Source organism: Nocardioides stalactiti (genome assembly GCF_014180715.1).
In the GTDB taxonomy this organism is placed as follows: Bacteria; Actinomycetota; Actinomycetes; order Propionibacteriales; family Nocardioidaceae; genus Nocardioides; species Nocardioides stalactiti.
The window spans coordinates 1-23,503 of sequence record NZ_JACEFC010000074.1; the positions used below are offsets into that span (position 1 = coordinate 1).

Here is a 23,503-nt window from a genome sequence, read left to right on the forward strand (position 1 = left end):
CGACCAACGACTTCCTCATCGGCGGCGAGGGTGACCCCGGGCTCCGGGCGGACTACGACGCCGCCATCCAGGACCTCCTCGAGCAGATCGCTGCCGCCGCCGACGCCCAGCCGGCCGACGAGAAGGCGCTCCAGGCGCTCATCGTCGAGATCAACGACTACACCACGGCGGTCACCGAGGCGCGGGCCAACAGCCGCCAGCAGCTGGTGATCGGCAACTCCTACCTCAGCGGCGCCAGCGCCGCGCTGCGCACCGACGCGCAGCCGATCCTGGCCAACCTCGTGGAGTCCAACACCGAGCGCGCCGAGGACTCGATGTCCGGCCAGCACCCGTTCTGGCTGCTGCTCATCGGGATCGCCGCCGTGGCCGTGCTGGTCTGGGTGAGCATGGTGCTCGCGGGTCGGTTCCGCCGCTACCTCAACGTCGGGGTCTCCGTCGCAGGCATCATCGTCCTCGTCGTCACCTTCGCCGCGGTGATCGCGGCCTGGCGCGGCGACAGCCAGAACGACGACCTGCTGGAGAACGAGCTCGCGATGGCCGTCGACCAGGCAGCGGCTCGGACCGCCGGCAACGACGCCAAGGCCTACGAGAGCCTGCGGCTGATCCTCCAGGGCTCCGGGCCGACCTACGAGCCGAAGTGGGAGGCCGCGGCCGAGGTCGTCGAGGAGCGCGCCGACCGGTCGGTGCTCGACGAGTGGAACGCCTACGCCGACGGCCACGCCCAGATCGTGACCGCCGACGACAGGGACCGGTGGTTCGACGCCAAGAGGATCGCGATCGACCCGGGCGAGACGTCGCTGACCGCGAACTTCGACCGCTTCGACGAGGCGAGCCAGGCGCTCGCCGACGAGAACGGCGCCGCGACCACCGACGCGCTCCGCGCCGGCCGCTCGATCGCGCTGCTCGGTTCGCTCCTGACCCTGGTGCTCGGTTTCGTCTCCGCCGTCGCCGTCGCACGAGGTATCGGCGCCCGCCGGAAGGAGTACGCATGATCGGCCACCGCCGTCTCGCAGTCGTCCTGAGCGTCGCCGTGCTCGCGCTCGGCGCGTGCGGCTACGAGGACACGCCCGTCCCGAAGCAGGCGGAGGAGCCGCCGTACACACCGGCTCCCAAGAGCGAGTGCACCACGGACGCCGCGACGCTCGCCTCTGTGCCGGCCGATGCGACCCCGGGCGCCACTGTCGAGCGGATCCGCAGCGAGGGCGTCCTCAAGGTCGGGGTGTCGGCCGACACCTACCTGATGGCGGCCCGCAACCCGGCGACGAGCCGGATCCAGGGCTTCGACGTCGAGGTCGTCAAGGCGATCGGCGAGGCGATCTTCGGCGAGACGTTCAACTTCAACACCCAGACGCAGCTGCGCGTCATCACCGCCGCCGACCGGCTGCCGCTTCTCGGCGGGCTGGATGCCGAGGGCAACGAGCACCCGGTCGAGCTGGACCTCGTCGTCCGCAACTTCACGATCAACTCGTGCCGCAAGGAGCAGATCGACTTCTCCGCCGTCTACTACGAGGCGACGCAGAAGGTCCTGGTCCCTCTCGACGAGGAGGCGACCTACACGGGTCCGTCGTCCCTCGCGGGCAAGCGGGTCTGCGCGCCCAACTCGTCGACGAGCCTGGTCAACATCGAGAAGCTCGAGCCCGACGCGATCATCGTGCCGGCGACCAACCACACCGGCTGCCTGATCAAGTTCCAGAACGACGAGGTCGACGCGATCACCGGTGACGACACCGTGCTCGCCGGGCTGGCCGCTCAGGACCCGTACGCGGTGGTCCCCGATCAGACCCCACTGAGCAGTGAGCCCTACGGCGTCGGCATCCCGAAGGGCGACGAGGAGTTCGTGGCCTTCGTCAACGCCGCCCTGGAGGAGATGGTCGACTCGGGGGAGTGGCAGCGCGCCTACAACACGTGGCTCGAGGACGAGTTGGGAGAGGGCGACCCGCCCGACGCGATCCAGTGACCGCCACCGCCCCCACCGCACCCGGCAAGCTCGGCGAGGCCGTCGAGCCGGCGCTCATCCAGCGCTACGTCGTCGAGCTCGACGGCTGGATCCGCACGCGCAAGGACGAGCTCGACGAGCTCGACGGCGCGGCGATCGCGGCCGGGCGCGGGCAGGAGCTCGCTGGTGACATGGGGTTGGTGCTGGCGCTGTGGAAGGCGATCCACGACCGCTACCAGCTGGTCTTCGCGACGTGGGACGGCGGCCGGGTGCTCCAGCAGGACCGGGAGCGGATCTCCAGCCTGGTCTGGGGACGGCTCGACGGGGCGACCGACGTGCCGGGCGGTCTGGCGGTGTCGCTGCCGGAGGCGTGCCGCCTCAACGACGCGATGACCGGCCAGCTGCGCACCAAGCTCGCGTTCGCGCACGACGCCACCGAGCAGGCGGCCCGGGTCCGCGAGCTGCGAGCGCAGCTCGAGCGGATCCGGGACCAGGTCGGCCTGGAGCCGCAGCCCTCGCAGGAGACGGCCGCGCGGACGCTCGCCGGGCTGCTGCTGCGTCTCGACCAGCTCAAGGAGCGGGCCGAGCGCGGGGCCGACGTCGGCGGGATGCTGGGGCCGCTGGAGATGGAGGCGACGACGTTCGAGCGCGACCTCATCGTCGGCAACGCCCGGCGACGGGACGCGCGCTCGAAGGTGATCTCCGCCCGCGAGCTGCGGGCCGACCTCGAGGCGCGCGAGGCAGCGTTGGAGAAGCTCGCGGCGCAGTGCGTGGCGACGACCGACGCAGCCCCCCGCTTCGCCGTCCCCGACGTCGACGCGCTCGGGCCGGTCCCGGTCACTCCCGACGAGATCGACGCCTACCTGGTCCGCCTCGACCGGGTCTCGCAGGCGTTGGAGTTCGCCCAGCACAAGTACGCCGACGCGCTCGCCCAGCACACCGACCTGGTGGCGCTGCTCGACGCCTACGTCGCGAAGGCCACCGCCCAGGGGGTGGCCCAGAGCCCCGACCTCGTCGAGAGCGAGAGGCAGGCCCGCGCCGTCCTCGCCCGATCCCCAGCCCCGATGTCCGTCGCCCAGCAGCTGGTTGCGACCTACCAGACCTGGCTTCAGAAGGAGACCGCGCAGTGACAACAGCGAGCTGCACCCAGCCGGGCTGCACCGGCAGCATCCTGGACGGCTACTGCGACGTCTGCGGGTCGCCCGGCGACGCCGGGGCAGGCGCGAGCAGCAACGTGCCCACCGCCACGGTCGGTGCGACCGCGACCGGCGCCACCCCGGCGCCGACGGTCGCCAACGGCGCCGCCTGCACCCAGCCCGCCTGCCGCGGCCGGATCCTCGACGGCTACTGCGACGTGTGCGGCTCGGCCGCCGACGCGCCGCCCGCCCCGGTGGCTGCCCAGGCCGAGCCGATGTCCGACCACGGGGCCTCGGTCGCGACGTCGGCCAGTCGGGTGCAGTCCGCTGCGATCGGATCCCGGCGGGCCGGCGGTGCCGGCTCGAGCTCGACCCGCCGTACCCGCACCGGCTCCCAGCGGATGCGGGCCGCCCGCATCGGCGCCGGCCTGACCAGCGTGCCGCCGGCCCCGCCGCTCGACGCGGCCAAGGCGATCATGGCCAACCCGCAGGTGCCGGAGGACAAGCGCAGCTGCTCCAAGTGCGGCCACCAGGTCGGCCGCAGCATCAACGGCCAGCCCGGCCGGCCCGAGGGCTTCTGCCCCAATTGCGGCCAGCAGTTCTCGTTCACCCCCAAGCTCCAGCAGGGCGACCTCGTCGCCGGGCAGTACGAGGTCGCGGGCGCACTCGCGCACGGCGGTCTCGGCTGGATCTACCTCGCGCGGGACCGCAACGTCTCCAACCGGTGGGTCGTCCTCAAGGGCCTGCTCAACTCCGGCGACCCCGACGCGCTCGCGGCGGCCATCGCCGAGCAGCAGTTCCTGGCCCAGGTCGAGCACCCGGCGATCGTCGAGATCTACAACTTCGTGACCCACGAAGGCGCCGGCTACATCGTCATGGAGTACGTCGGCGGCAAGTCGCTCAAGCAGATCCTCAAGGACCGGATGCGGGCCAAGGGCGGGGAGTACGACCCGCTGCCTGTCGACCAGGCGCTCGCCTACATCCTCGAGATGCTGCCCGCCTTCCAGTACCTGCACGACCTCGGTCTCGTCTACTGCGACTTCAAGCCCGACAACATGATCCAGGTCGGCGACGCGATGAAGATGATCGACCTCGGCGGCGTCCGCCGGATCGACGACCAGGAGTCGGCGATCTACGGCACCGTCGGCTACCAGGCGCCCGAGGTGGCCGAGGTGGGTCCGTCGGTCGCTTCCGACATCTACACGATCGGGCGCACCCTGCTGGTGCTCACGATGGAGTTCCGCGGCTACCAGGGCACCTACCTGCACAGCCTGCCGCCGGTCGACTCCACGCCCCTCTTCCAGCAGTACGACTCGCTCTACCACCTGGTCGCGAAGTGCTGCGCGGCCGACCCGGCCGACCGGTTCGCGTCCGTCGACGAGCTGCGCACCCAGATGCTCGGCGTCCTGCGCGAGGTGGTGGCCCGGCGCCGGCAGGGCACCGCGCTGACCTCGGCGGCCTCCGTGCTGTTCGAGGCGCCGGCGGTGACCCGGGCGGTGACCAGCTGGGCGCACCTGCCGAAGCTGCGGGAGGACACCACGGACCCGCAGTACGGCTGGCTGTCGAGCATCAGCGACGACAACCCGCGGCAGCGGCTCAAGGACCTCGACAAGGCCCCGGAGGACACGGCCGAGGTCTGGCTCGCGCGCTGCAAGGCCGCCCTGGAGCTGGGCGAGCCGGCCGCCGTCCGCAGCTATGCCGGCAACCTGCTCTCCGCCGACCCGTGGGAGTGGCGGGCGCTGTGGATGGAGGGTCTCGCCGCCGTCCAGCAGGACGACTGGAACACCGCGAAGGGGTCGTTCAACGCCGTCTACCAGCAGGTGCCCGGTGAGCTGGCGCCCAAGCTCGCGCTGGCGTTCGCTTGCGAGGAGGGCGGTCAACCCGAGGTCGCCGAGGGTCTCTACCTGACCTGTGCCGCCACGGACGCGACGTACGTCGCCCCGTCCGCCTTCGGGATGGCGCGAGTGCGCGCCGGACGGCGCGACACCGCAGGCGCGGTCGCCGCGCTCGACCTGGTGCCGACCACCAGCCGCGGCTACACCGAGAGCCGGCAGCAGCGGGCCGAGGTGCTCCTCGCCGGGAGCATGCAGGACCTCACCGTGCTCGACCAGGCACTGCGGACCATCGAGAGCTCGTCGGTCGACGGCCCCACCCGGCAGCGCTACACCGTGCGGATCCTCAAGGAGGCCCTGCCGGTCGTGAGCCAGAACCCGCCCCGCAAGGGCGTCAGCATCGGGTCCGTGCCCGCCTCGGAGCGCGACGTCCGCGCCGGCCTCGAGAACGCGCTGCGACTGCTCGCCCGCGACGCCCACGACCTCGACGAGCGCGTCGACCTGGTCAACCAGGCCAACGCCGTACGGAACTGGAGCCTGACGTGACCGAGACCCCGGCTGCTGCCGCAGCGGAGAGCCCCTGCGGATCCTGTGGTGCCGGGGTCCCTGCCGGCTCCCGCTTCTGCGAGTCCTGCGGCACCCCGGTCGCCGACGCGCCCGCACCGCTCCAGCCGCCGAGCGCGGTCCCGTCCGAGGACCACGCCCTCGGCGACGCCCCGATCAGCGCGCCCACCCGGCGTCCGCACGACGCCCTCCCGGACCCGCTGCCGGACCCCGGCCGCCGTCCGTGCGGCACCTGCGGCGGCGAGGTCGGGCCCGACCTGTACTGCCTGTCCTGCGGGACCAAGGCGCCGAGCGAGCGCGACCACTTCCGAGAGGCCCCGGCCACCTGGGTCGCGGGCGTCTGCGACAAGGGGCCCAAGAAGAGCCGCAACGAGGACGCGATGGCGCTGCTGGCCGGCGAGCAGCCCGGCTCCCGGGCGGTCCTCGTCGTCCTCGACGGGGTGTCCAACCTCGTCGACTCCGACGTCGCCTCCCTCGCCGGGGCCCGCGCCGCCCGCGACGTGCTGAGGACCCCGCTGCCGGCCGGCATGGGCACCCCGCAGAGCCGCGACGCCGCCGTCACCCAGGTGCTCACCGCCGCTGCGGCCGCGGCCAACACCGCGATCGTCGCGATCACCGACCCCGACGAGCCCAACCCGGCGTCGGCGACGTTCACGGCGGCCGTCCTGGAGGGCACCCGGATCACGACCGCCCAGCTCGGCGACTCGCGGGCGTACTGGTTCCCTGACGGCGGGACCGCGGTCCAGCTGACCGTCGACGACTCCGTCGCCCAGCAGCAGATCGCCTCGGGCGTCGCCAAGGAGGTCGCCGAGACGGGGGAGTACGCCCACGCGATCACCAAGTGGCTGGGCCGGGACGCGCAGGACGTCGTGCCGTCGGTCGCGTTCCACGACGTCGACGGTCCGGGATGGCTGCTCGCCTGCTCCGACGGGCTCTGGAACTACGCGTCCGAGCCCGACGCGCTCGCCGCGCAGATCGCGGCGGCCGGGCCGGTCGGTCCGGGCGAGCTGGCGCTCGCGCTCGTCGCGTTCGCCTCCGCTGCGGGCGGCCACGACAACATCACGGCCTCGCTGGCGCGGGTAGGCCCGCTGCCCGCCGTTCCGCCGCCACCGCCGCCCGTGCAGAATGCCGGTGTCACGGCAGCCGTTCCGGCGCCTCCGGCGCCGCCCGTCGTACCAGGAGAGGGAGCCCCGACCGATGGCTGAGTTCACCACCGCCGTCTTCCAGAACGAGTTCCTGCCCGATGGCGGGACCGACGTCAACGCGATCGTCACGATCAGCTGCAAGGGGGCCGGGACCGCCGGCCAGTCCGGCAGCGGCGATGCCGGCGAGATCATCATCGTCGACACCTCCGGCTCGATGGGCCCGGCGACGATGGCGGCCGCCAAGGACGCCGCCCAGGCCGCGATCGGCGAGATCGTCGACGGCACCTGGTTCGCGGTGATCGCCGGAGCCGACCGGGCGATGCTGGCCTACCCGCCGGTGACGAGCGGCCCCGCGCTGGTGCAGATGAACCCCCAGACCCGCCAGGAGGCGCAGGCGTCGATCGGGCGGTTCGTCGGCAGCGGCGGTACGGCGATCTCCACCTGGCTCGACCTCGCCGGCCAGGTCTTCGCGTCGGTGCCGCAGGTGACCCAGCGGCACGTGCTGCTGCTCACCGACGGTGAGAACCGGGAGCGGCCGGGGCGCCTCGACGAGGCGATCAACCGGGCGACCGGCTACTTCCAGGCCGACTGCCGCGGTGCCGGCACGGACTGGCAGGTCGCCGAGATCCGCCGGATCTCGCAGGCCCTCCTCGGCACCGTCGACATCATCCCGAGGCCCGACCAGATGCGTGCCCAGTTCCAGGAGATCATGCGGGCCTCGATGGCGCGTGGCGTCGCCGACGCCAAGCTCCGGGTGTGGACCCCGCAGGGCTCGCAGGTGCTCTTCGTCCGCCAGGTCGCCCCGACCCTGGAGGACCTCACCGACCGCGGGGTCTCGGTCAACCCGCTGACGCGGGACTTCCCGACCGGCGCCTGGGCCGACGAGTCCCGCGACTACCACGTCGCGATCCGGGTCGCCGCCAAGGCGCTCGGCCAGGAGCAGCTCGCGGCGCGCGTCCAGCTCGCGCTCGGCGAGAACGTCGTGACCCAGGGCCTGGTCAAGGCGACCTGGTCCAACAACTCCGAGCTCACCACCCGGATCGACAAGCAGGTGGCCCACTACACCGGGCAGACCGAGCTCGCCGCCGCGATCCAGGAGGGCCTGGCGGCCAAGGCCGCCGGCGACGAGGCGACCGCGACGACCAAGCTCGGCCGCGCCGTCCAGCTCGCTGCCGAGACCGGCAACGACGAGGCGACCGCCAAGCTCAAGAAGGTCGTCGACGTCCAGAACGAGGCCGACGGCACGGTCCGGCTCAAGCGTGCGGTCGACAAGGCCGACGAGATGGCGCTCGACACCGCGTCGACCAAGACGACCCGGGTCCGCCCGGCGGGGAGCTGACCTTGCCTACCTGTCCCTCCGGCCACGCCTCCACCGCCGACGACTACTGCGACGTCTGCGGGCTGCCGATCAGCGATGCCGGCGGGCCTGCGCCGGACGTGTCGGGGCCGGCGGCGGGGGACAGCACACCGGCGCCGCCGGTGCCGGCGACCGCCTCGACCTGCCCGAACTGCTCGGAGGTCAACCCGGAGAACGCGCTGTTCTGCGAGGCGTGCGGCTACGACTTCACGACCGGGCAGTCGCCGCGTGCGGCCACCCCGTCCTCGCTCGACCTCGGGGCGCCCGTCGACGCGCCCGGGACCGACCTCGACCCGCCGACCGCCGAGACGCCGGGGGCGTCGTCGATCGCGCCGCCCCTGACGGCCGCGTGGGTCGCCGAGGTCTGGATCGACCCCGACTGGTACGCCGACCAGGACTCCTCCGACCCGTTGCCGTCGGCCGGGGTGCCGGTCGTCGTACCGCTCCGGACGACGTCGGTCCTCGTCGGTCGTGCCTCGCGCAGCCGCAACATCCACCCCGACATCGACCTGACGACGGACAACGGGATCAGCCGGCGCCACTGCCAGCTCACGACCGACGGCTCGCGCTGGTGGGTCGAGGACCTCGGCTCGTCCAACGGCACCTACGTCGGCGGCCCGCTCGGCCCGCTGCCGACGGCACCGCTCAACCCGGGCGAGAAGCGGGAGCTCGGGCCGGACGAGCGGGTCTACCTCGGTGCGTGGAGCCGGCTGGTGGTCCGCAAGGCCGCTCCGGGCGAGCAGGTCTGACCAGGCCTGAGGGTCAGCCGAGGCTGAGCCGCGCCTCGAACATCCGCTCGCCGAGGAGCTGCAGCGCCCGGCCGTCGAAGTGGGCGCGGTCGCCCACGTGGCCCAGCCCCTCCGAGGACACCACGGCGTCCCGCGGACCGTTGAGGGCACCGGCGCCGTAGAAGTCGTTGCGGGCCGAGAGCCAGCCGTCGCGGACGAGCTCGCCGGCGATGAACCGGGTGTCGTCGGCCCACCACGACTGCCGGGCGAGGGTCGAGCGCATCCGCTCGAACGCCGCGACGTACGACGGCAGGTCGGTCAGCCGCGGATCCTTGACCATCCAGGCACCCTCGTCGTCGGTCTCGCCCTGGTGCCACAGCATCGTGTCGGCGTGGGTCACCCCGGCGGCGACCGCCTCCTCGCTGGCCAGCGCGTGCCTGCACTCCGTGAGCAGCCGCTCCAGGTTGACCGCCGACTCGTCCTGCCACGACACGATGCTGCTGCCGTTGACGGGAGCGCCGACGAGGAGGACCGGGTCACCGGTCCGCTCGGCGAGGGCGACCGCGAAGTGCAGGGCCGCGTTGTTGGCCGGGCCGTCCGCCGGGTCGCCCTTCGGGTTGCCGAGGACGTTGAAGGGCGGGTGACCGAGCTCGGCCTGCCGCCAGGTGCCGGCGGCGCCGCCGTTGTCCCAGGCGCGGACCAGGGAGGAGGTCGGCTTCGCGCCGTCGGTGGCCGTGCGGTGGCCGAGCATGTTGGACTGCCCGCCGAACACGACCAACCGGCCGCGCCGAGCGGGTTCAGTCATCGCCTCCGCCGTCCGGCTCGTCGACGCGGTCGTAGAAGTGCCGCTGCTCCGGCGGGAGCAGCTGGAAGACGTCGATCGGCGGTCGGTAGTCACCGCGGCCGACCCACTGGAGCGGCCTCATCTTCGTGTAGACGGTGCCGTCGTAGCAGTGGAAGATCCGGCCGCTGACGTTCTCCCGGAGTGCGTCGATGGAGTTGTCCGCGATGGCGAAGAGCGGGAACAGGTCGGCCTGCACGAAGAACGCGTTGCCGTTGGTCGTCGCGACCAGCTCGTAGCCCTTGCGCTTGCCGAGCTCGACCATCGCGGCCAGGGAGGCGCCCTGGTTGATCGCCATGTCCTCGTCCTGGACGAACACGACGTCGTTCGGGACGGTCGGGTTGAACTCGATGACCACGACGCGGGGCTTGTAGCGGTGCAGGGAACGCCACACGTAGTAGTCGGCGCCGTCGATGTCGATGCTGACCAGGTCGGGAGTGAGCGGGCACGGTGTCGTCCGGAGGTGGTCGTCGAGCGCGTCCTTGCCCCGCTCGAAGCCCACCACGGCGAGGACCGGGTGGACCCGGTCGTGGTCGGCGTAGTTGGCCGTGAGCTCCTCGAACTTCGCCGCGCTGCCCTCGATCATCACGCCGCTCCACCCGAGGTCGCGGAGCAGGTGCGCGGTGTTGCTGAGGTGCAGGCCGTCCCAGGCGCCGAACTCCACGCACCAGCGGTTCGTGGTCCCGACGATCTCGAAGATCTTCTCGATGACCCCGTCCTCGCCGAACTGGGAGTAGACGTCGCGGCGGAACTCCTGGAGGAAGCAGCTCTCCGGCTTGCGACGGTCGAGGTCGATGACGCGCAGGACCGGCATGGCGCCGAATCTATCCGGCGGCTAGCGCCGGGTGGCGAGGACCACCGAGGAGTCGGTGGCGACCATGATCTCGACCGCCGTGAAACGCTCGTCGGTGAGCCACCGCTCGCGCAACGTGTCGACGCGGCCGGCGGTGATCGGGGGCCACTGCTCGCAGGGCCAGAAGCCGTCGAGCACGACGATGCCGCCGGGCTCGACGAGGTCGGCGATCGCGTCGACGCCCACCTCGGCCGGCTGCTCGGAGTCGAGGAACAGCAGCGAGTACGGCCCCTTGTCCATGAGGGTCGACCAGTCGGCCGTGAGGACGTCGACGAGCGGGTCGTCGGTGAAGATCTCGGCGGCCGCGCGCGCCAGCTTGGGGTCGAGCTCGGCGCTGAGGATCCGGGCCTGGGTGTCGCGCACGCCCGAGCGCAGCCACGCCGTGCCCACGCCGCAGCCGGTGCCGAACTCGGCCATGATCCCGCTGCGGGTCGCGGCCAGCGCGGCGAGGAGGCGGCCGGTCTCGTTGCGGCAGAAGGACACGTAGCCCGCGCGACGGGAGACGTCGAACGCGCGGCTGACCACGTCGGGCAGTTCCGGGGGCGCGCTCATGTAATGAGTCTTTCACTGGATAACCCGTGTCTCGGGATGCGAACAAGGGGTGGAATTGCCGAGACACCGGGTCGCGGACGTCGTACTCTCGATGCACCATGCGGCACTTCTACGTACTTATCGTGCGCCGCGGCGGGGCCTGAGAGAGGCCACCTCGCCGCGGTGTGCTGCGGCGTGCATCCCTCGCCTGCATGGGCTTCTCACTCACACTGTCGAGAAGTCCTTTGCACGGAAGGCGAGCACGATCATGTACGAGATGTATCCCGACTGGGGTCCGGCCAAGCACGACCCCGACCACCCGCTCAACCGCGCGCACCACGACGCGCTCCAGGCGGCGTCCAACGGTCCCGCGGCGACCAGCGTGGGGACTGCCCTGCGAGACGAGGACGATCTTCGTCCTGACGACAACTAACGTCTTCGCCCGTGACTTCTGAGAGCAACCAGACCGTGAGCCCGGCCGCCCCTGTCGAGGGGAGCGTGGCCCTGGCCGTCATCCCCGGCGACGGCATCGGCCCCGAGGTGACGGCCGAGGCGCTGAAGGTCCTCGAGGTTGCCGCCCCCGCCGGGGTGAAGTTCGAACAGACCCGCTACGACCTGGGCGCGGAGCGGTACCTCGCCACCCAAGAGGTGCTGCCCGACTCCGTCCTCGCCGAGATCCGGCAGAGTGACGCGATCCTCCTCGGAGCGGTGGGCGGCAAGCCCAACGACCCCAACCTGCCGCCGGGAATCCTCGAGCGCGGGCTGCTGCTGCGGCTGCGCTTCGAGCTCGACCACTACGTCAACCTCCGTCCGTCGCGGATCTATCCGGGTGCGGTCTCGCCGCTGTCGGACGCCGTCCTCGGCCAGGGCGAGGTCGACTTCGTCGTCGTCCGCGAGGGCACCGAGGGTCCCTACACCGGCAACGGCGGCGCGCTCCGCGTCGGTACGCCGGCGGAGGTGGCGACCGAGGTCTCGGTCAACACCGCGTTCGGCGTCGAGCGCGTCATCCGCGACGCCTTCGCCCGTGCCCGGAAGCGCCCGCGCAAGAAGCTCACCCTGGTCCACAAGACCAACGTGCTCGTCAACGCGGGCTCGGTCTGGTGGCGGCTGTTCGAGACGGTGGCCGCGGAGTACCCCGACGTCACCACCGACTACTGCCACATCGACGCGGTGATGATCTACCTCACCACCGACCCGCAGCGGTTCGACGTCATCGTGACCGACAACCTGTTCGGTGACATCGTCACCGACCTGGCCGCCGCGATCACCGGCGGCATCGGCCTGGCAGCCTCGGGCAACGTCAACCCCGACCGCACCGCGCCGTCCATGTTCGAGCCGGTCCACGGCTCGGCTCCCGACATCGCCGGCCAGCTGGTCGCCGACCCGACAGCCGCGATCCTCAGCGGCGCGCTGCTGCTCGACCACCTCGGTCACCCCGAGGCGGCCGCGCGGATCGAGACCGCCGTCATCGAGGACCTCGCGGCCCGTGCGCCGGGCGAGAAGCGGTCGACCCCCGAGGTGGGCGACGCCATCGCCGCGCGCCTCAGCGCCGCGCGAGTAGACGGCTAGTCAGACCGGCGCCAGTCCGGTCACGCTCCTGACTTTCCGTACTACTAGGAAGACCGACTAAATTGTCTGGCATGCAGATCAGCACCACGCTCTCGTCCACGCAGGTCGATGACGCGACGCTGGCCGAGATCCTCGCCAATCCCGGCTTCGGCACGAACTTCACCGACCACATGTTCACGGTGGAGTGGACGCCGGCCCAGGGCTGGCACGACGCCCGGATCACGCCGTACGGCCCGATCACGCTCGACCCCGCGGCCGCGGTCCTGCACTACGCGCAGGAGATCTTCGAGGGCATGAAGGCCTACCGCCACGCCGACGGCTCGGTGTGGACGTTCCGACCCGAGGCCAACGCCGAGCGGATGGTGCGCTCGTGCGAGCGGCTGGCCCTGCCCGAGCTCCCGGTCGCCGACTTCGTCCAGGCCGTCGACGCGCTCGTCGAGGTCGACCAGCGCTGGGTGCCGACCAACCCCGACGGCGGCGAGAAGGCGCTCTACCTGCGCCCATTCATGTTCGCCTCCGAGAAGTTCCTCGGGGTGCGTCCGGCCGAGCACGTCACCTTCATGGTGATCGCCAGCCCGGCGGGGGCCTACTTCAAGGGCGGTGCCAAGCCGGTCAACCTGTGGCTGACCGAGGAGTACACCCGGGCCGGCCGGGGCGGCATGGGTGCCGCCAAGACCGGCGGCAACTACGCGAGTTCGCTGGTCGCGCAGCGTGAGGCCTACGCCCACGGCTGCGACCAGGTCGTCTTCCTCGACGCCGAGGAGGGCAAGTACGTCGAGGAGCTCGGCGGCATGAACCTGTACTTCGCCTACGACGACGGCACGATCGTGACCCCCGAGACCGGCACCATCCTCGAGGGCATCACCCGGGCCAGCATCATCGAGATCCTCGGGAAGATGGGCTACCAGGTCTCCGAACGCAAGTTCGGCATCGACGAGTGGCGCACCGACGTCGCGAGCGGCCGGATCACCGAGATCTTCGCCTGCGGCACCGCCGCGGTCGTGACGCCGGTCGGCACGCTGAAGACCCGCGACGGCGGCTCGCCGGCCCCGGCGTCCACCGAGCTGACGATGAAGGTCCGCCAGGCACTCGTCGACGTCCAGTTCGGCCGGGCCGAGGACACCTTCGGCTGGATGCACCAGATCGTTTGACACCCCCGTCGGGGTGACCTGCGGTCAGGGACGGTAGACGGCCGCGCGGGCCGCGCGGATCCGGGGGTGGTCGGCGAGGTCGGCGGCCGCGAACACCACGTTGTACTGATGGCGGCGCTGGACGTCGCGCAGCACCGGCACCAGGCCGCACTCGGCGAGGAACGCCGCGACGTCGACGTCGAGCCACTGGTCGTCCCAGACCTGCTCGTTCTCGACCTCGATGTAGACCAGCGAGGCGCGGGAGAGGACCTCGCGGCCGGCCGTGAGGACCGGTCCGGACGCGCCCTCGACATCGATCCACGCGACGATCACGTCGTCGTCGGTCACGTGCAGGAAGTCGTCGAGCGGGAGCGAGGGGACCGCGACCGTCTCGGTGCGCACGGCGTAGCGGTGGCGGGACAGGCTGGCCATCCGGCTGGTGCGCAGCTTGCGGAACCGGCGACCCTTGCGGGTGTTGTGGAGTCGGCGCGGGATGCCGAGATCGACGGTGCCGTCGACGTCGGAGATCGCCAGGTGGTGGTACTCGACACCCGTCTCCGCCAGCTCGTCGTCGTACTTCTGGTGGACGTAGGGGTTGGCCTCGAAGGCGACGCAGCGCGCGTCGGGCACCTCGTTCTTGATCCACCGGCTGAAGCCCGCCTCGTGCGCGCCGACCTCGAGGCTGACGGTCGGCTGCAGCGCGCGGCACAGGTCGCGGAACGCGTCGGCGACGCGCGCGGTGACGACGTCGCGCGGGAGCTTGCGTGCGCGACGGGCCAGAGGTCGGGCGAACGCCTGGTAGCTCACTTCGCCGGTATGAAGGCGTGTCATGGTCATGGGTGCCGTACCTCCCGAGTGGTCGTGCATCGTGTTCGACGGTACCCCGAGGTCCGCACCGAACCCGCAATCGCCCGCGCCTGCGCTTGGTACGGCGACCCGCTGGGTAGCCTCTTTCCGTGACGATCCAGCCGCAGAGCGCGCCCCCCACGCGGGTGGGCGACTACACGCTGCTGACCCGTCTCGGGGAGGGCGGCATGGGGATCGTCCACCTCGCGCGCGCCGACGACGGCCGCCGGGTCGCGCTCAAGGTGCTCCGGCCCCACATCGTCGGTGACGAGGAGGCCCGCGCCCGGCTCGCGCGGGAGGTCACGACGCTCACGCTGGTGCGCAGCCCCTGGATCGCGGAGTTCCTCGACGCCGACCCGTGGGCCGAGGTGCCCTACGTCGTCACCCGCTACGTCCCCGGGCTGTCGCTGCACGACCACGTCGCGGAGGAGGGTCCGGTCGAGGACCGGGACCTGCTCTGGCTGGCGGGCTGTCTCGCGGAGGGCATCGCGGCGGTCCACCACGCCGGCGTCCTGCACCGCGACATCAAGCCGTCCAACGTGCTGATGGAGGGCCGGACCCCGATCCTCATCGACTTCGGCCTCGCCCGCGTGGCCGACGACCCCCGGCTCACCCAGACCGGCTGGTTGCTCGGCACGCCGGGCTACCTCGCGCCCGAGATCCTGTACGGCGACGACGCGACGCCGGCCGCCGACGTGCATGCCTGGGCAGCGACGGTCGCCTACGGTGCGACCGCGCGACCGCCCTACGGCCGCGGGCCCTCGATGGCGATCATGGACCGCGCCCGGCGCGGGGAGCACGACCTGTCCGGGATCGAGGGACCGCTCGCCGCGGTGCTCGACGCCGCGCTCGACCCCGACCCGCTGTCCCGGCCGTCGGTGCCCGAGCTGCTGGCCTGGCTCCGGCCGCTCAGCACCCAGCCGTCCGCGCCGCTCGTGCCGCCACCGGTCGAGGGCCGCCGTGCGGACGAGGACGACTTCACCCTGCCCGTGGCGCTCGCCAACGGCGCAGCGGTCACGCTCGCGCAGCCGCACCCCGCGACGCAGGTGCTCACCGCGCCGCCCTACCCGCCGCCGTACCCGCCGCCCTACCCGGTCGCCCCCGTCGCCGCGACTGCCCCGGTCGGCCCGACGGCCCCGTCGGGGTGGCCGCCGCCGCTGGATCCGGGTCTCTGGGTCCCGCCGCGGGTGCCGGTGGCCGAGCGGATCCGCCGCGGCGGCCTCGTCGGCTGCGCCAGCCTGGTGCTCGGCAGCCTGACCGCACTCGCTCCGTGGGTCGCGCTCGCGGGGGTGCTGGTGGGGGTCTGGCTGCTGCGCACCGGTTCGCTCGCCGGGACCGCGGGCGCGGATCGTCGTACGGTCCGCGGCACCCGCTGGTACGACGCCCCCCAGGTCGCCTTCAGCACGCCCTGGCACTCGGTCCGTGCGCTCACCGGGACGGCGGTGCTCGTGCTGTGGAGCCTCGGCCTGGCGCTCGCCGCTGGCCTGCTCTGCTACGCCGCCGCCCTGGACGGCGCGTCGACGCTGTTCACCGCCGGGTCCGCTCTCGGCGTCGCGCTCTGGTCGGGCCCGGGGGCCAGCCGGTTCCGCTCGCCGTTGTCGCGGGTGGCCCACCCGCTGGCGGCGACCTGGCGTCGGTGCGTGCCGGCCTGCGTGGTGCTCGTCCTCGCCGCCGGGCTGCTCGGTCTGGTCGTCGTCGTGGAGGGCGTCCACTGGCTGCCGGCGTCCGGTCCGCCGTTCGGCATCTAGGGCTTCCGCCGCCGCCGTTGTGGCAGACTGAGGGCGTGCAGCACCGCGTGATCATCATTAGTTAGCGCGTCGATCGGGGGAGTCCCCCGGCCGACGCGCCAGCCTCTCGTTCCCTCGAGAGGCTTTTGTTTTGCCCGGATCACGCCGATGCTCGACCAGCGAAGGAAGCTCGATGAACAAGCCCAGCAGCGCACCTCTGGACCTCCACGGCGCGTTCCACGTCTACGACACCACCCTGCGCGACGGCATGCAGCAGGAGGGCCTCAACCCGACGGTGGCGGACAAGCTGAGCATCGCGCGCCAGCTCGACGGGCTGGGCGTGGGCTTCATCGAGGGCGGCTGGCCGGGCGCCAACCCCAAGGACACCGAGTTCTTCCGTCGGGCCAAGACCGAGCTCGACCTCCAGCACGCGCGCCTGGCCGCGTTCGGCGCCACCCGCCGGGCGGGCGCGGTCGCCGCGGACGACCCGCTGGTGGCAGCGCTGCGCGAGAGCGGCGCCGGCGTCGTCACCCTGGTCGCGAAGTCGCACACCGGTCACGTCGAGAAGGCGCTGCGGACCACGCTGGCCGAGAACCTCGCGATGGTCCGGGACACGGTGAGCCACCTGACGGCCGAGGGCCAGCAGGTGTTCCTCGACGCCGAGCACTTCTTCGACGGCTACCGCCTCGACCGGGCCTACGCCCTCGAGGTCCTCAAGACGGCGTACGACGCCGGGGCCGACGTGGTCGCGCTGTGCGACACCAACGGCGGCATGCTGCCCGGCTGGGTCGCCGACGTGGTCCACGACGTGGTCGAGTCGACCGGTGTCCGGGTCGGCATCCACTGCCACAACGACACCGGCCTCGCCGTCGCCAACACCCTCGCCGCGGTCGACGCGGGCGCCACCCACGTCCAGGGCTGCATCAACGGCTACGGCGAGCGGACCGGCAACGCCGACCTCGTCAACGTGGTCGCCAACCTCGAGCTCAAGCTGGACAAGCAGGTGCTGCCGCCGGGCCTGCTCCAGGAGGCGACCCGGATCGCGCACGCGATCGCCGAGGTGACCAACGTGCCGCCGTCCGCGCGCCAGCCCTACGTGGGCGTCTCCGCGTTCGCGCACAAGGCCGGTCTGCACGCCTCCGCGATCAAGATCGACCCCGACCTCTACCAGCACATGGACCCGGCCGGCGTGGGCAACGACATGCGTCTGCTCGTCTCGGAGATGGCCGGTCGCGCGTCGATCGAGCTCAAGGGCAAGGAACTGGGCTTCGACCTCTCCGAGCACCCCGAGGTCGTCACCCGGGTGACCGCCCGGGTCAAGGAGCAGGAGTCGGTCGGCTACACGTTCGAGGCCGCCGACGCCTCCTTCGAGCTGCTCCTCATCGAAGAGGTCGAGGGCACGCGTCCGTCGTACTTCGACGTCGAGTCGTGGCGGGTCATCACCGAGACGCTCACCCACGCCCAGCCCGGCGAGGAGGCGGTCTCGGAGGCGACGGTGAAGCTCCGGGCCGCCGGTGTGCGCTACGTGGTCACCGGTGAGGGCAACGGCCCGGTCAACGCGCTCGACCAGGCGCTGCGGTCGGGGATCGTCCAGGCCTACCCACAGATCGCGAAGTTCGAGCTGATCGACTTCAAGGTCCGGATCCTCGACCAGGGCCACGGCACCGACGCGATCACGCGGGTGCTCATCGAGACCAGTGACGGCGAGTCGTCCTGGGTGACCGTGGGCGTCGGCGCCAACGTGATCGAGGCGTCCTGGGAGGCGCTCGTCGACGGATTCACCTACGGGCTGGTGCGCCACCACGTCGAGTGATCGCGACGGTGGTGCTCAGGGGGCCGAGACCACGCGGTGCACGAGGTCGGTCCAGCCGGCCACGATGCGCGCCATCGGGACCTGGGCCCGGTCGACCTGCTCACGCAGGACGATGATCTCCAGCGGCGCGACGAGCGCGGTGGCCAGGTAGCCGAGGTCGCCGACGACGCCGATCTCGCCGAGCAGGTAGCGCACGTGCATGGTGGTGAACGACAACGCGCCGACGCCGCGGGTGCCGGGATGGCCGGCAGCCTCGATCAGCTCGGCATGGCGGAGGTTCAGCTCCATGCGGGAGGCGCCGAACGCCAGTAGGCGATCGAGCGGAGGCGCGCCCGGACCGAGCGGCGGCGGCCCGCCCATCACGGCTGCCTGCCACTCCGTCTCGGAGTGGTTGAGGAGCGCTGCCATGAGCCCCTCGCGGCTTCCGAAGCGTCGGAAGACGGTGCCCTTGCCGACGCCGGCGCGGGCGGCCAGGGCGTCCATCGTCACGCCGGCGACCCCGTGGACCTCGACCAGGCAGACCGCGGCCTCCAGGAGGGCCTCGCGGTTGCGCGCGGCGTCGCGCCGCTCCGGGGGCGGCGAGGTGAGCAGGGGGAGCGGCTTCGACATGGCGCTGGTCACTCTAGATCGTCGAATCCCGACTTATCTGCGTTGAATCCGCACCTACCTGGACCGAGCCGTCGTACGACGCTCGAAAGGTCAGGATTCGACCCAGGAAGGTCCGGATTCGACAAGAGGAATAGAAGCGGACTGCGGTCCGTTTCAATGGACATGACTGACAACACCCGCGTCCTCGTCCTCGTCGGCAGCCTCCGCGCCGACTCGCTCAACCGCAAGATCGCCGAGGCGATCCGTGCCCAGGCGCCCGCCGGCGTCACCGTCGACATCGCCGACGGACTGGGCGAGCTCCCCTTCTACAACGAGGACCTCGACGGCGACGGTGCGCCCGAGGCCGTCGTCCGGCTGCGCGCGCAGGTCGCCGCGGCCGACCGCCTCCTGGTCGTGACCCCCGAGTACAACGGCACCATGCCGGCCGTCCTCAACAACGCCATCGACTGGGCGTCCCGCCCGTTCGGCGCCGGCGCCATCAAGGACAAGCCGCTCGCCGTCGTCGGCACCGCCGTCGGCCAGTACGGCGGCCAGTGGGCGCACGAGGACACCCGCAAGTCCGCGCGGATCGCCGGCGCGGCGGTCCTCGACGACATCGCCCTGTCCCACGCCCACGCCTGGGGCGCCGACCCCTCGGCCGAGGTCGAGACGGTCGAGAAGTTCCTCGCCGTCGTCGCCGACCTGGCGTCGTACCAGGCCGAGAGCGCCGCTGCCTGACGGTGGCTCGCCGAGCGGTGTCCTAGGTTGGTCGCGTGGCAGACCTGCACGACCTCACCGCCCTCGAGCAGGGCGCCCTGGTCCGCGACGGCGACGTCAGCGCCGTCGAGCTGACCGACCACTACCTGGGTCGCATCGAACGCGCCGGACACGAGGTCCCCGACTTCGTGGCCGGCGCGTTCGCGCACCTGGACCCCGACCTCGCGCGGCGGCGGGCCCGTGACGTCGCGGCCGTCGGTCCGGTGGGCGACGGAGCCTCGCCGCTCGCCGGCGTGCCGACCGCGATCAAGGACCTCAACCTCACCGCGGGCGTTCCGACGGCGTTCGGCTCCCCGGTGTTCGCCGACTACGTGCCCGAGGTCTCCGACGCCGTCACGCTGGCGATCGAGGCGGCCGGGCTGGTGAGCCTCGGCAAGACCAGCACGCCGGAGTTCGGCTCGCCCTGCTACACCGAGCCCGAGGGGCGTCCGCCGGCGGTGACCCCGTGGGACACCACCCGGATGGCGGGCGGGTCGTCCGGTGGCGCGGCCGCGGCCGTGGCCGCCGGGCTGCTGCCCGTCGCCCAGGGGTCCGACGGGGGCGGGTCGATCCGGATCCCCGCGTCCTGCTGCGGTCTGGTGGGCCTCAAGCCGACCCGCGGGCGGATCAGCGGCTTCCCGTCGTACGGCGACCCGATCGGCCTCGCGACCTCCGGATCGCTCGCACGCTCGGTCGGGGACGCCGCCGCGCTGCTCGACGTGCTGGCCGGACGCCGCGCGGGCGACCCGTCCTGGGCGCCCGCGCCGGAGGGCACCTTCCTCGCCGCCACCCGCCGCGACCCGGGCCGGCTGCGCATCGCCCGGTTCGTCCAACCGGTCATCGCCGACGTCGAGGTGAGTGCCGAGTCGCGGCGCGCCTACGACGAGGCCTCCCGTCTCCTCGCCGACCTCGGCCACGTCATCGACGACGTCCCGGTACCGCTCCCCCCCGAGGCGGTGCCGACGTTCGAGACGTGCTGGGCCGTGCTCACCGCGCTGTCGGTGACCCCGCTCGGCGCCGACCAGCGCGCCCTGCTCCGGCCGCTCACCCGATGGCTGGCGGAGCGCGGCGAGGCTGTCAGCGGTCCGGACTTCGGACTCGCGATCGGCCGACTGCGGCAGTACGCCGCCGGCGCCCTCGTCGCGCTGGCGCCGTACGACGTGGTGCTGACGCCCACGCTGGCCACCCCGCCGCTGCCCGTCGGCGCGATCCGCGACGACGCCGACCCGGCCGGCGACTTCGAGGCGCAGAAGCGCTTCACCCCGTGGACCTCGGCCTGGAACGTCACGGGCATGCCGGCGATCTCGCTGCCGCTGCACTGGACCGACGACGGTCTGCCCGTCGGGGTCATGCTCGCCGGTCGTCCGGCGGAGGAGGAGCTGCTGCTGTCGCTGGCCGCGCAGGTCGAGGCGGCGGCGCCGTGGTACGACCGTCGACCGCCGATCTGGTGACCGCCCCGCGGTTCCGCCTGCGGATCCGGGTGACTTCGTGGTGTCATGACCGTCGTGAGTGACCAGCCCCCGGTCCGTGTCGTCGTCGCCGACGGCGATGCTGCCGTGCGCGCGAGTGCCGTCGAGGCGCTTGCGGCGAGCGGCTGCGAGATCATCGGGTCGGCCGGCACGGCCGACGAGACCATCGCCCTCGCCACCGAGCATCGGCCCGACGTCGTCCTCCTCGACGTCGACCTGCCGGGCAACGGGATCACCACGGCGCGCGAGCTCGCGCGCCGGCTGCCGTCGACGGCGATCGTCATGTTCGCCCAGGCTGCTGCCGAGGACGACCTGTTCGACTCGCTGCGCGCCGGTGCTGCGGGCTACCTGCTCAAGGAGACCGACCCGAGCCGGCTCGGATTCGCGCTGCGGGGCGTCCTCGACGGCGAGGCCGCGATCCCGCGGCACCTGGTGCGCCGGCTGGCGGAGGAGTTCCGGTCACCGGCGCTGCCGCGTTTCGAGAAGACCTCGCCGGCCGCCTCGAAGCTGACGGCGCGCGAGTGGCAGGTCATGGAGCTGCTGGGCGAGGGCCTGTCGACCGACCAGGTGGCGCGCCGTCTGTACCTCTCGCGGTCGACGGTGCGCGTGCACGTGTCGGCGGCGCTGAAGAAGCTGCGGGTGACCGACCGGGAGAGCGCGATCGCGCTGCTGCGCGGAGAGTGAGTGCCGGTTCGTCGACCGAACTGCGCGGGTTCGTCGACCGAACCGTGCGGGTTCGTGGGAGACCGGAGGTCGTGGTGCTCGCCCCCCATCGGACGAGCACCACGTGGAGATTTTCTGCCTCCGGGGACGAGGTCAACGCTAGGCAATCGGCGACCCGGGCCGTAAGTCCCAAGCGGGGTGCTGGGCGTTCAAACGCCTAAGCGTCGGCGCCTGCGGTGGGGGCGGTCGGGGGAGCGGCGCCGGTCAACCAGCCCGGCGCGGCGGCGCGGAAGGCCGCCCGGTCGAGGCTGCCGACCCCGGCCGGCAGCACGGCGAGCACCGGCNTGCCGACCCCGGCCGGCAGCACGGCGAGCACCGGCAGTCCGGTGACTCGGGGGAGGTCCTCGCGGTTGCAGGACTCGGCGAGACCCGGCGCCTCCGGCCAGGTCCCGATCACCAGGCCGGCGGGCTCGATCCCGCGGGCGCGCAGCGCGCCGACGGTGAGCTCGGTGTGGTTGAGCGTCCCGAGGCCGGGGGAGACCACGACGACGACCTCGAGGTCGACGTCGCCGGGAAGCGCCTCGGTCAGGCCGACGGCGAGGTCGAGGAGGGTTCCGCCGTCGGTGTCGAGACGCACCAGGATGCCGCCCGCGCCCTCGACGAGGACGGTGTCGTGGTCCGCGGCCAGCCTGAGGATCGGTGCGACGTGCTCGCGGACCGGTGGCACGGTGACGCCCTGCCGGCGGGCCGCGGTGTCGGGGGCGAGCGGCTCGTCGAGCGCGACGAGCTCCTCGACGGCGACGCCGGTGAGCCGCGCGACGGTCCGTGCGTCCCGCGGGTCGGTGAGCACGCCGGTCTGCACCGGCTTGACGACCACGACCCGACCCGCCGCGGTCGCGGCCAGCGCGGCGGTCGCGACCGTCTTGCCGACGTCGGTGTTGGTGCCGGTGACGACGACCACGCGCCGCCGACCCGTCACTGGTGCTCCTTGGAGACCGCGACGAGGACCTCGACCGCGCGGTCCCACTCGGCGTCGGTGAGGCCGGCGCTGATCGTCGCACGCAGCCGCGAGATGCCGTCGGGGACCGACGGCGGCCGGAAGCAGCCGACCCGAACGCCCTCGGCGAGCGCCGCGGCCTGGGCGACGACGGCCGCCTGCGGCGACGGCATCGGGATCGAGAGCACGGCACCGTCGGGGGCGACGACGCCCAGCGCCTCGGCCAGCGACCGGACCCGGCTGCGCACGACGTCGGCGAGCTCGGGCTGGGCACGCAGGACCCGCAACGCGGCGAGCGCGGCACCCGCGGCGGCCGGGGCGAGCGCGGTGTCGAAGATGAACGGACGGGCCCGGTTGACGAGGTGCTCGCGGAGGGCCACCGGTCCGAGGACCGCGCCGCCCTGGCTGCCCAGCGACTTCGACAGGGTCGCCGTCACCGCGACGTGCGGGTGCCCGGCGAGGCCGACGCGGGTGACGAGGCCGGGGCCGTGGACGCCGAGCCCGTGCGCCTCGTCGACGACCAGCAGCGCGTCGTACGACGTGCAGAGCTCGGCCAGCTCGGCGAGCGGCGCCGCGTCGCCGAGCACGGAGTAGATCGACTCGGCCAGCACGAGGGCACGCTCGCCGGACGCGGTCGCTCGGAGTGCGGCGCGGACGGCGTCGACGTCGCTGTGCGGGACGACGGTGAGGCGCGCGCGGGACAGCCGGGCCGCGTCCACGAGCGAGGCGTGGATGTGGGCATCGGAGATCACGTGGGTCGTCCGGTCGGCCAGGGCGGTCACGATCGCGAGGTTCGCGGCGTAGCCGGAGGAGAGGACGAGCGCTGAGGGCTGGCCGGTGTAGTCGGCGAGCTGGTGCTCGAGCTCGGCGTGGAGGTCGAGCGTGCCGGTCACCAGGCGGGACGCGCCGGCGCCCCCGCCCCACGCCAACGCGGCGTCGGCGGCGCCCTGACGGACGGCGGCCGCCCGTGCCAGGCCGAGGTAGTCGTTGCCGGCCAGGTCGATGGTCCGGTCGTCGGCCGC

The 23,503-nt window shown here is 72.6% G+C and carries 22 protein-coding genes; 15 read left to right on the top strand and 7 right to left on the bottom strand.

Features of this window, described 5'->3' with window-relative positions; genetic code table 11:
- From H0487_RS14650 to H0487_RS14680, 7 genes are all read left to right on the top strand, one after another.
- Positions 1–992 (top strand): GlnX family signal transduction membrane protein (locus tag H0487_RS14650; RefSeq protein ID WP_183094973.1); only part of this gene is annotated, 992 nt, incomplete at its 5' end.
- Positions 989–1,957, top strand: a complete 969-nt coding sequence (locus tag H0487_RS14655; RefSeq protein ID WP_183094974.1) for a glutamate ABC transporter substrate-binding protein — start codon at positions 989–991, stop codon at positions 1,955–1,957. The genes H0487_RS14650 and H0487_RS14655, both read left to right, overlap by 4 nt.
- A complete protein-coding gene (locus tag H0487_RS14660; RefSeq protein WP_183094975.1) occupies positions 1,954–3,066 on the top strand; it encodes a hypothetical protein in 1,113 nt (370 codons plus the stop codon). The genes H0487_RS14655 and H0487_RS14660 overlap by 4 nt, the downstream gene beginning before the upstream one ends.
- Complete coding sequence (locus H0487_RS14665) at positions 3,063–5,450, top strand: serine/threonine-protein kinase (RefSeq protein WP_183094976.1); 2,388 nt, start codon at positions 3,063–3,065, stop codon at positions 5,448–5,450. Before H0487_RS14660 ends, H0487_RS14665 begins: the two co-directional genes overlap by 4 nt.
- Positions 5,447–6,673, top strand: coding sequence for a protein phosphatase 2C domain-containing protein (locus H0487_RS14670; protein ID WP_183094977.1), 1,227 nt, complete (start codon positions 5,447–5,449; stop codon positions 6,671–6,673). Before H0487_RS14665 ends, H0487_RS14670 begins: the two co-directional genes overlap by 4 nt.
- On the top strand, positions 6,666–7,952 hold the full coding sequence (locus tag H0487_RS14675) for a vWA domain-containing protein (protein ID WP_183094978.1): 1,287 nt from the start codon (positions 6,666–6,668) through the stop codon (positions 7,950–7,952). The genes H0487_RS14670 and H0487_RS14675 overlap by 8 nt, the downstream gene beginning before the upstream one ends.
- A gap of 2 nt (positions 7,953–7,954) precedes the next feature.
- On the top strand, positions 7,955–8,719 hold the full coding sequence (locus tag H0487_RS14680; RefSeq protein WP_246383616.1) for an FHA domain-containing protein: 765 nt from the start codon (positions 7,955–7,957) through the stop codon (positions 8,717–8,719).
- Between the two features lie 13 nt (positions 8,720–8,732).
- Here H0487_RS14680 and H0487_RS14685 read toward each other — a convergent pair whose 3' ends face one another.
- Genes H0487_RS14685 through H0487_RS14695 form a run of 3 tightly spaced genes read right to left on the bottom strand, consistent with a single transcriptional unit; the run spans position 8,733 to position 10,944 of the window.
- Complete coding sequence (locus H0487_RS14685) at positions 8,733–9,503, bottom strand: sialate O-acetylesterase (RefSeq protein WP_183094979.1); 771 nt, start codon at positions 9,501–9,503, stop codon at positions 8,733–8,735.
- Positions 9,496–10,353: a hypothetical protein gene (locus H0487_RS14690; RefSeq protein ID WP_183094980.1), complete on the bottom strand. Its 858-nt coding sequence runs from the start codon at positions 10,351–10,353 to the stop codon at positions 9,496–9,498. Before H0487_RS14690 ends, H0487_RS14685 begins: the two co-directional genes overlap by 8 nt.
- 21 nt (positions 10,354–10,374) lie before the next feature.
- Entirely contained in the window at positions 10,375–10,944 is a 570-nt protein-coding gene (locus tag H0487_RS14695; RefSeq protein ID WP_183094981.1) for an O-methyltransferase, read from the bottom strand.
- Positions 10,945–11,200: 256 nt separating this feature from the next.
- Between H0487_RS14695 and H0487_RS14700 the strand changes: the two genes are divergently transcribed.
- From H0487_RS14700 to H0487_RS14710, 3 genes are all read left to right on the top strand, one after another.
- Positions 11,201–11,356 (top strand): hypothetical protein, encoded by a 156-nt coding sequence (locus tag H0487_RS14700; RefSeq protein ID WP_183094982.1) that lies wholly within the window; start codon positions 11,201–11,203, stop codon positions 11,354–11,356.
- Positions 11,357–11,367: 11 nt separating this feature from the next.
- On the top strand, positions 11,368–12,492 hold the full coding sequence (locus H0487_RS14705; RefSeq protein WP_446685572.1) for a 3-isopropylmalate dehydrogenase: 1,125 nt from the start codon (positions 11,368–11,370) through the stop codon (positions 12,490–12,492).
- A gap of 71 nt (positions 12,493–12,563) precedes the next feature.
- Complete coding sequence (locus H0487_RS14710) at positions 12,564–13,643, top strand: branched-chain amino acid aminotransferase (RefSeq protein WP_183094983.1); 1,080 nt, start codon at positions 12,564–12,566, stop codon at positions 13,641–13,643.
- 24 nt (positions 13,644–13,667) lie between these two features.
- On the opposite strand, the gene H0487_RS14715 is transcribed toward H0487_RS14710, so the two are convergent.
- Positions 13,668–14,459 (bottom strand): FkbM family methyltransferase, encoded by a 792-nt coding sequence (locus H0487_RS14715; protein ID WP_183094984.1) that lies wholly within the window; start codon positions 14,457–14,459, stop codon positions 13,668–13,670.
- A 119-nt stretch (positions 14,460–14,578) separates the two neighbouring features.
- On the opposite strand from H0487_RS14715, the gene H0487_RS23940 reads away from it, so the two are divergent.
- Together H0487_RS23940 and cimA are read left to right on the top strand one after the other, a co-directional pair.
- The gene (locus H0487_RS23940) at positions 14,579–16,216 is read left to right on the top strand and encodes a serine/threonine-protein kinase (RefSeq protein WP_183094985.1); all 1,638 of its coding nucleotides are present in this window, start codon (positions 14,579–14,581) and stop codon (positions 16,214–16,216) included.
- A gap of 172 nt (positions 16,217–16,388) precedes the next feature.
- Positions 16,389–18,008: a citramalate synthase gene (gene cimA, locus H0487_RS14725; protein ID WP_183094986.1), complete on the top strand. Its 1,620-nt coding sequence runs from the start codon at positions 16,389–16,391 to the stop codon at positions 18,006–18,008.
- A 15-nt stretch (positions 18,009–18,023) separates the two neighbouring features.
- Here the strand turns inward: cimA and H0487_RS14730 are convergent, their stop codons facing one another.
- Positions 18,024–18,617, bottom strand: coding sequence for a TetR/AcrR family transcriptional regulator (locus tag H0487_RS14730; protein WP_183094987.1), 594 nt, complete (start codon positions 18,615–18,617; stop codon positions 18,024–18,026).
- Between the two features lie 162 nt (positions 18,618–18,779).
- Here H0487_RS14730 and H0487_RS14735 point away from each other — a divergent pair, with 162 nt between their 5' ends.
- From H0487_RS14735 to H0487_RS14745, 3 genes are read left to right on the top strand one after another with little or no spacing between them, the layout of a single operon-like run.
- Positions 18,780–19,334: an NADPH-dependent FMN reductase gene (locus H0487_RS14735; protein ID WP_183094988.1), complete on the top strand. Its 555-nt coding sequence runs from the start codon at positions 18,780–18,782 to the stop codon at positions 19,332–19,334.
- 35 nt (positions 19,335–19,369) lie between these two features.
- Positions 19,370–20,803, top strand: a complete 1,434-nt coding sequence (locus tag H0487_RS14740; RefSeq protein ID WP_183094989.1) for an amidase — start codon at positions 19,370–19,372, stop codon at positions 20,801–20,803.
- 54 nt (positions 20,804–20,857) lie between these two features.
- Positions 20,858–21,505, top strand: a complete 648-nt coding sequence (locus H0487_RS14745; protein ID WP_183094990.1) for a response regulator — start codon at positions 20,858–20,860, stop codon at positions 21,503–21,505.
- Between the two features lie 196 nt (positions 21,506–21,701).
- Here the strand turns inward: H0487_RS14745 and bioD are convergent, their stop codons facing one another.
- Complete coding sequence (gene bioD, locus H0487_RS23475) at positions 21,702–22,511, bottom strand: dethiobiotin synthase (protein ID WP_446685573.1); 810 nt, start codon at positions 22,509–22,511, stop codon at positions 21,702–21,704.
- Positions 22,460–23,503, bottom strand: a 1,044-nt coding sequence (locus H0487_RS14755; RefSeq protein WP_183094992.1) for an aminotransferase class I/II-fold pyridoxal phosphate-dependent enzyme, incomplete at its 5' end; no start/stop codon positions are given. The genes bioD and H0487_RS14755, both read right to left, overlap by 52 nt.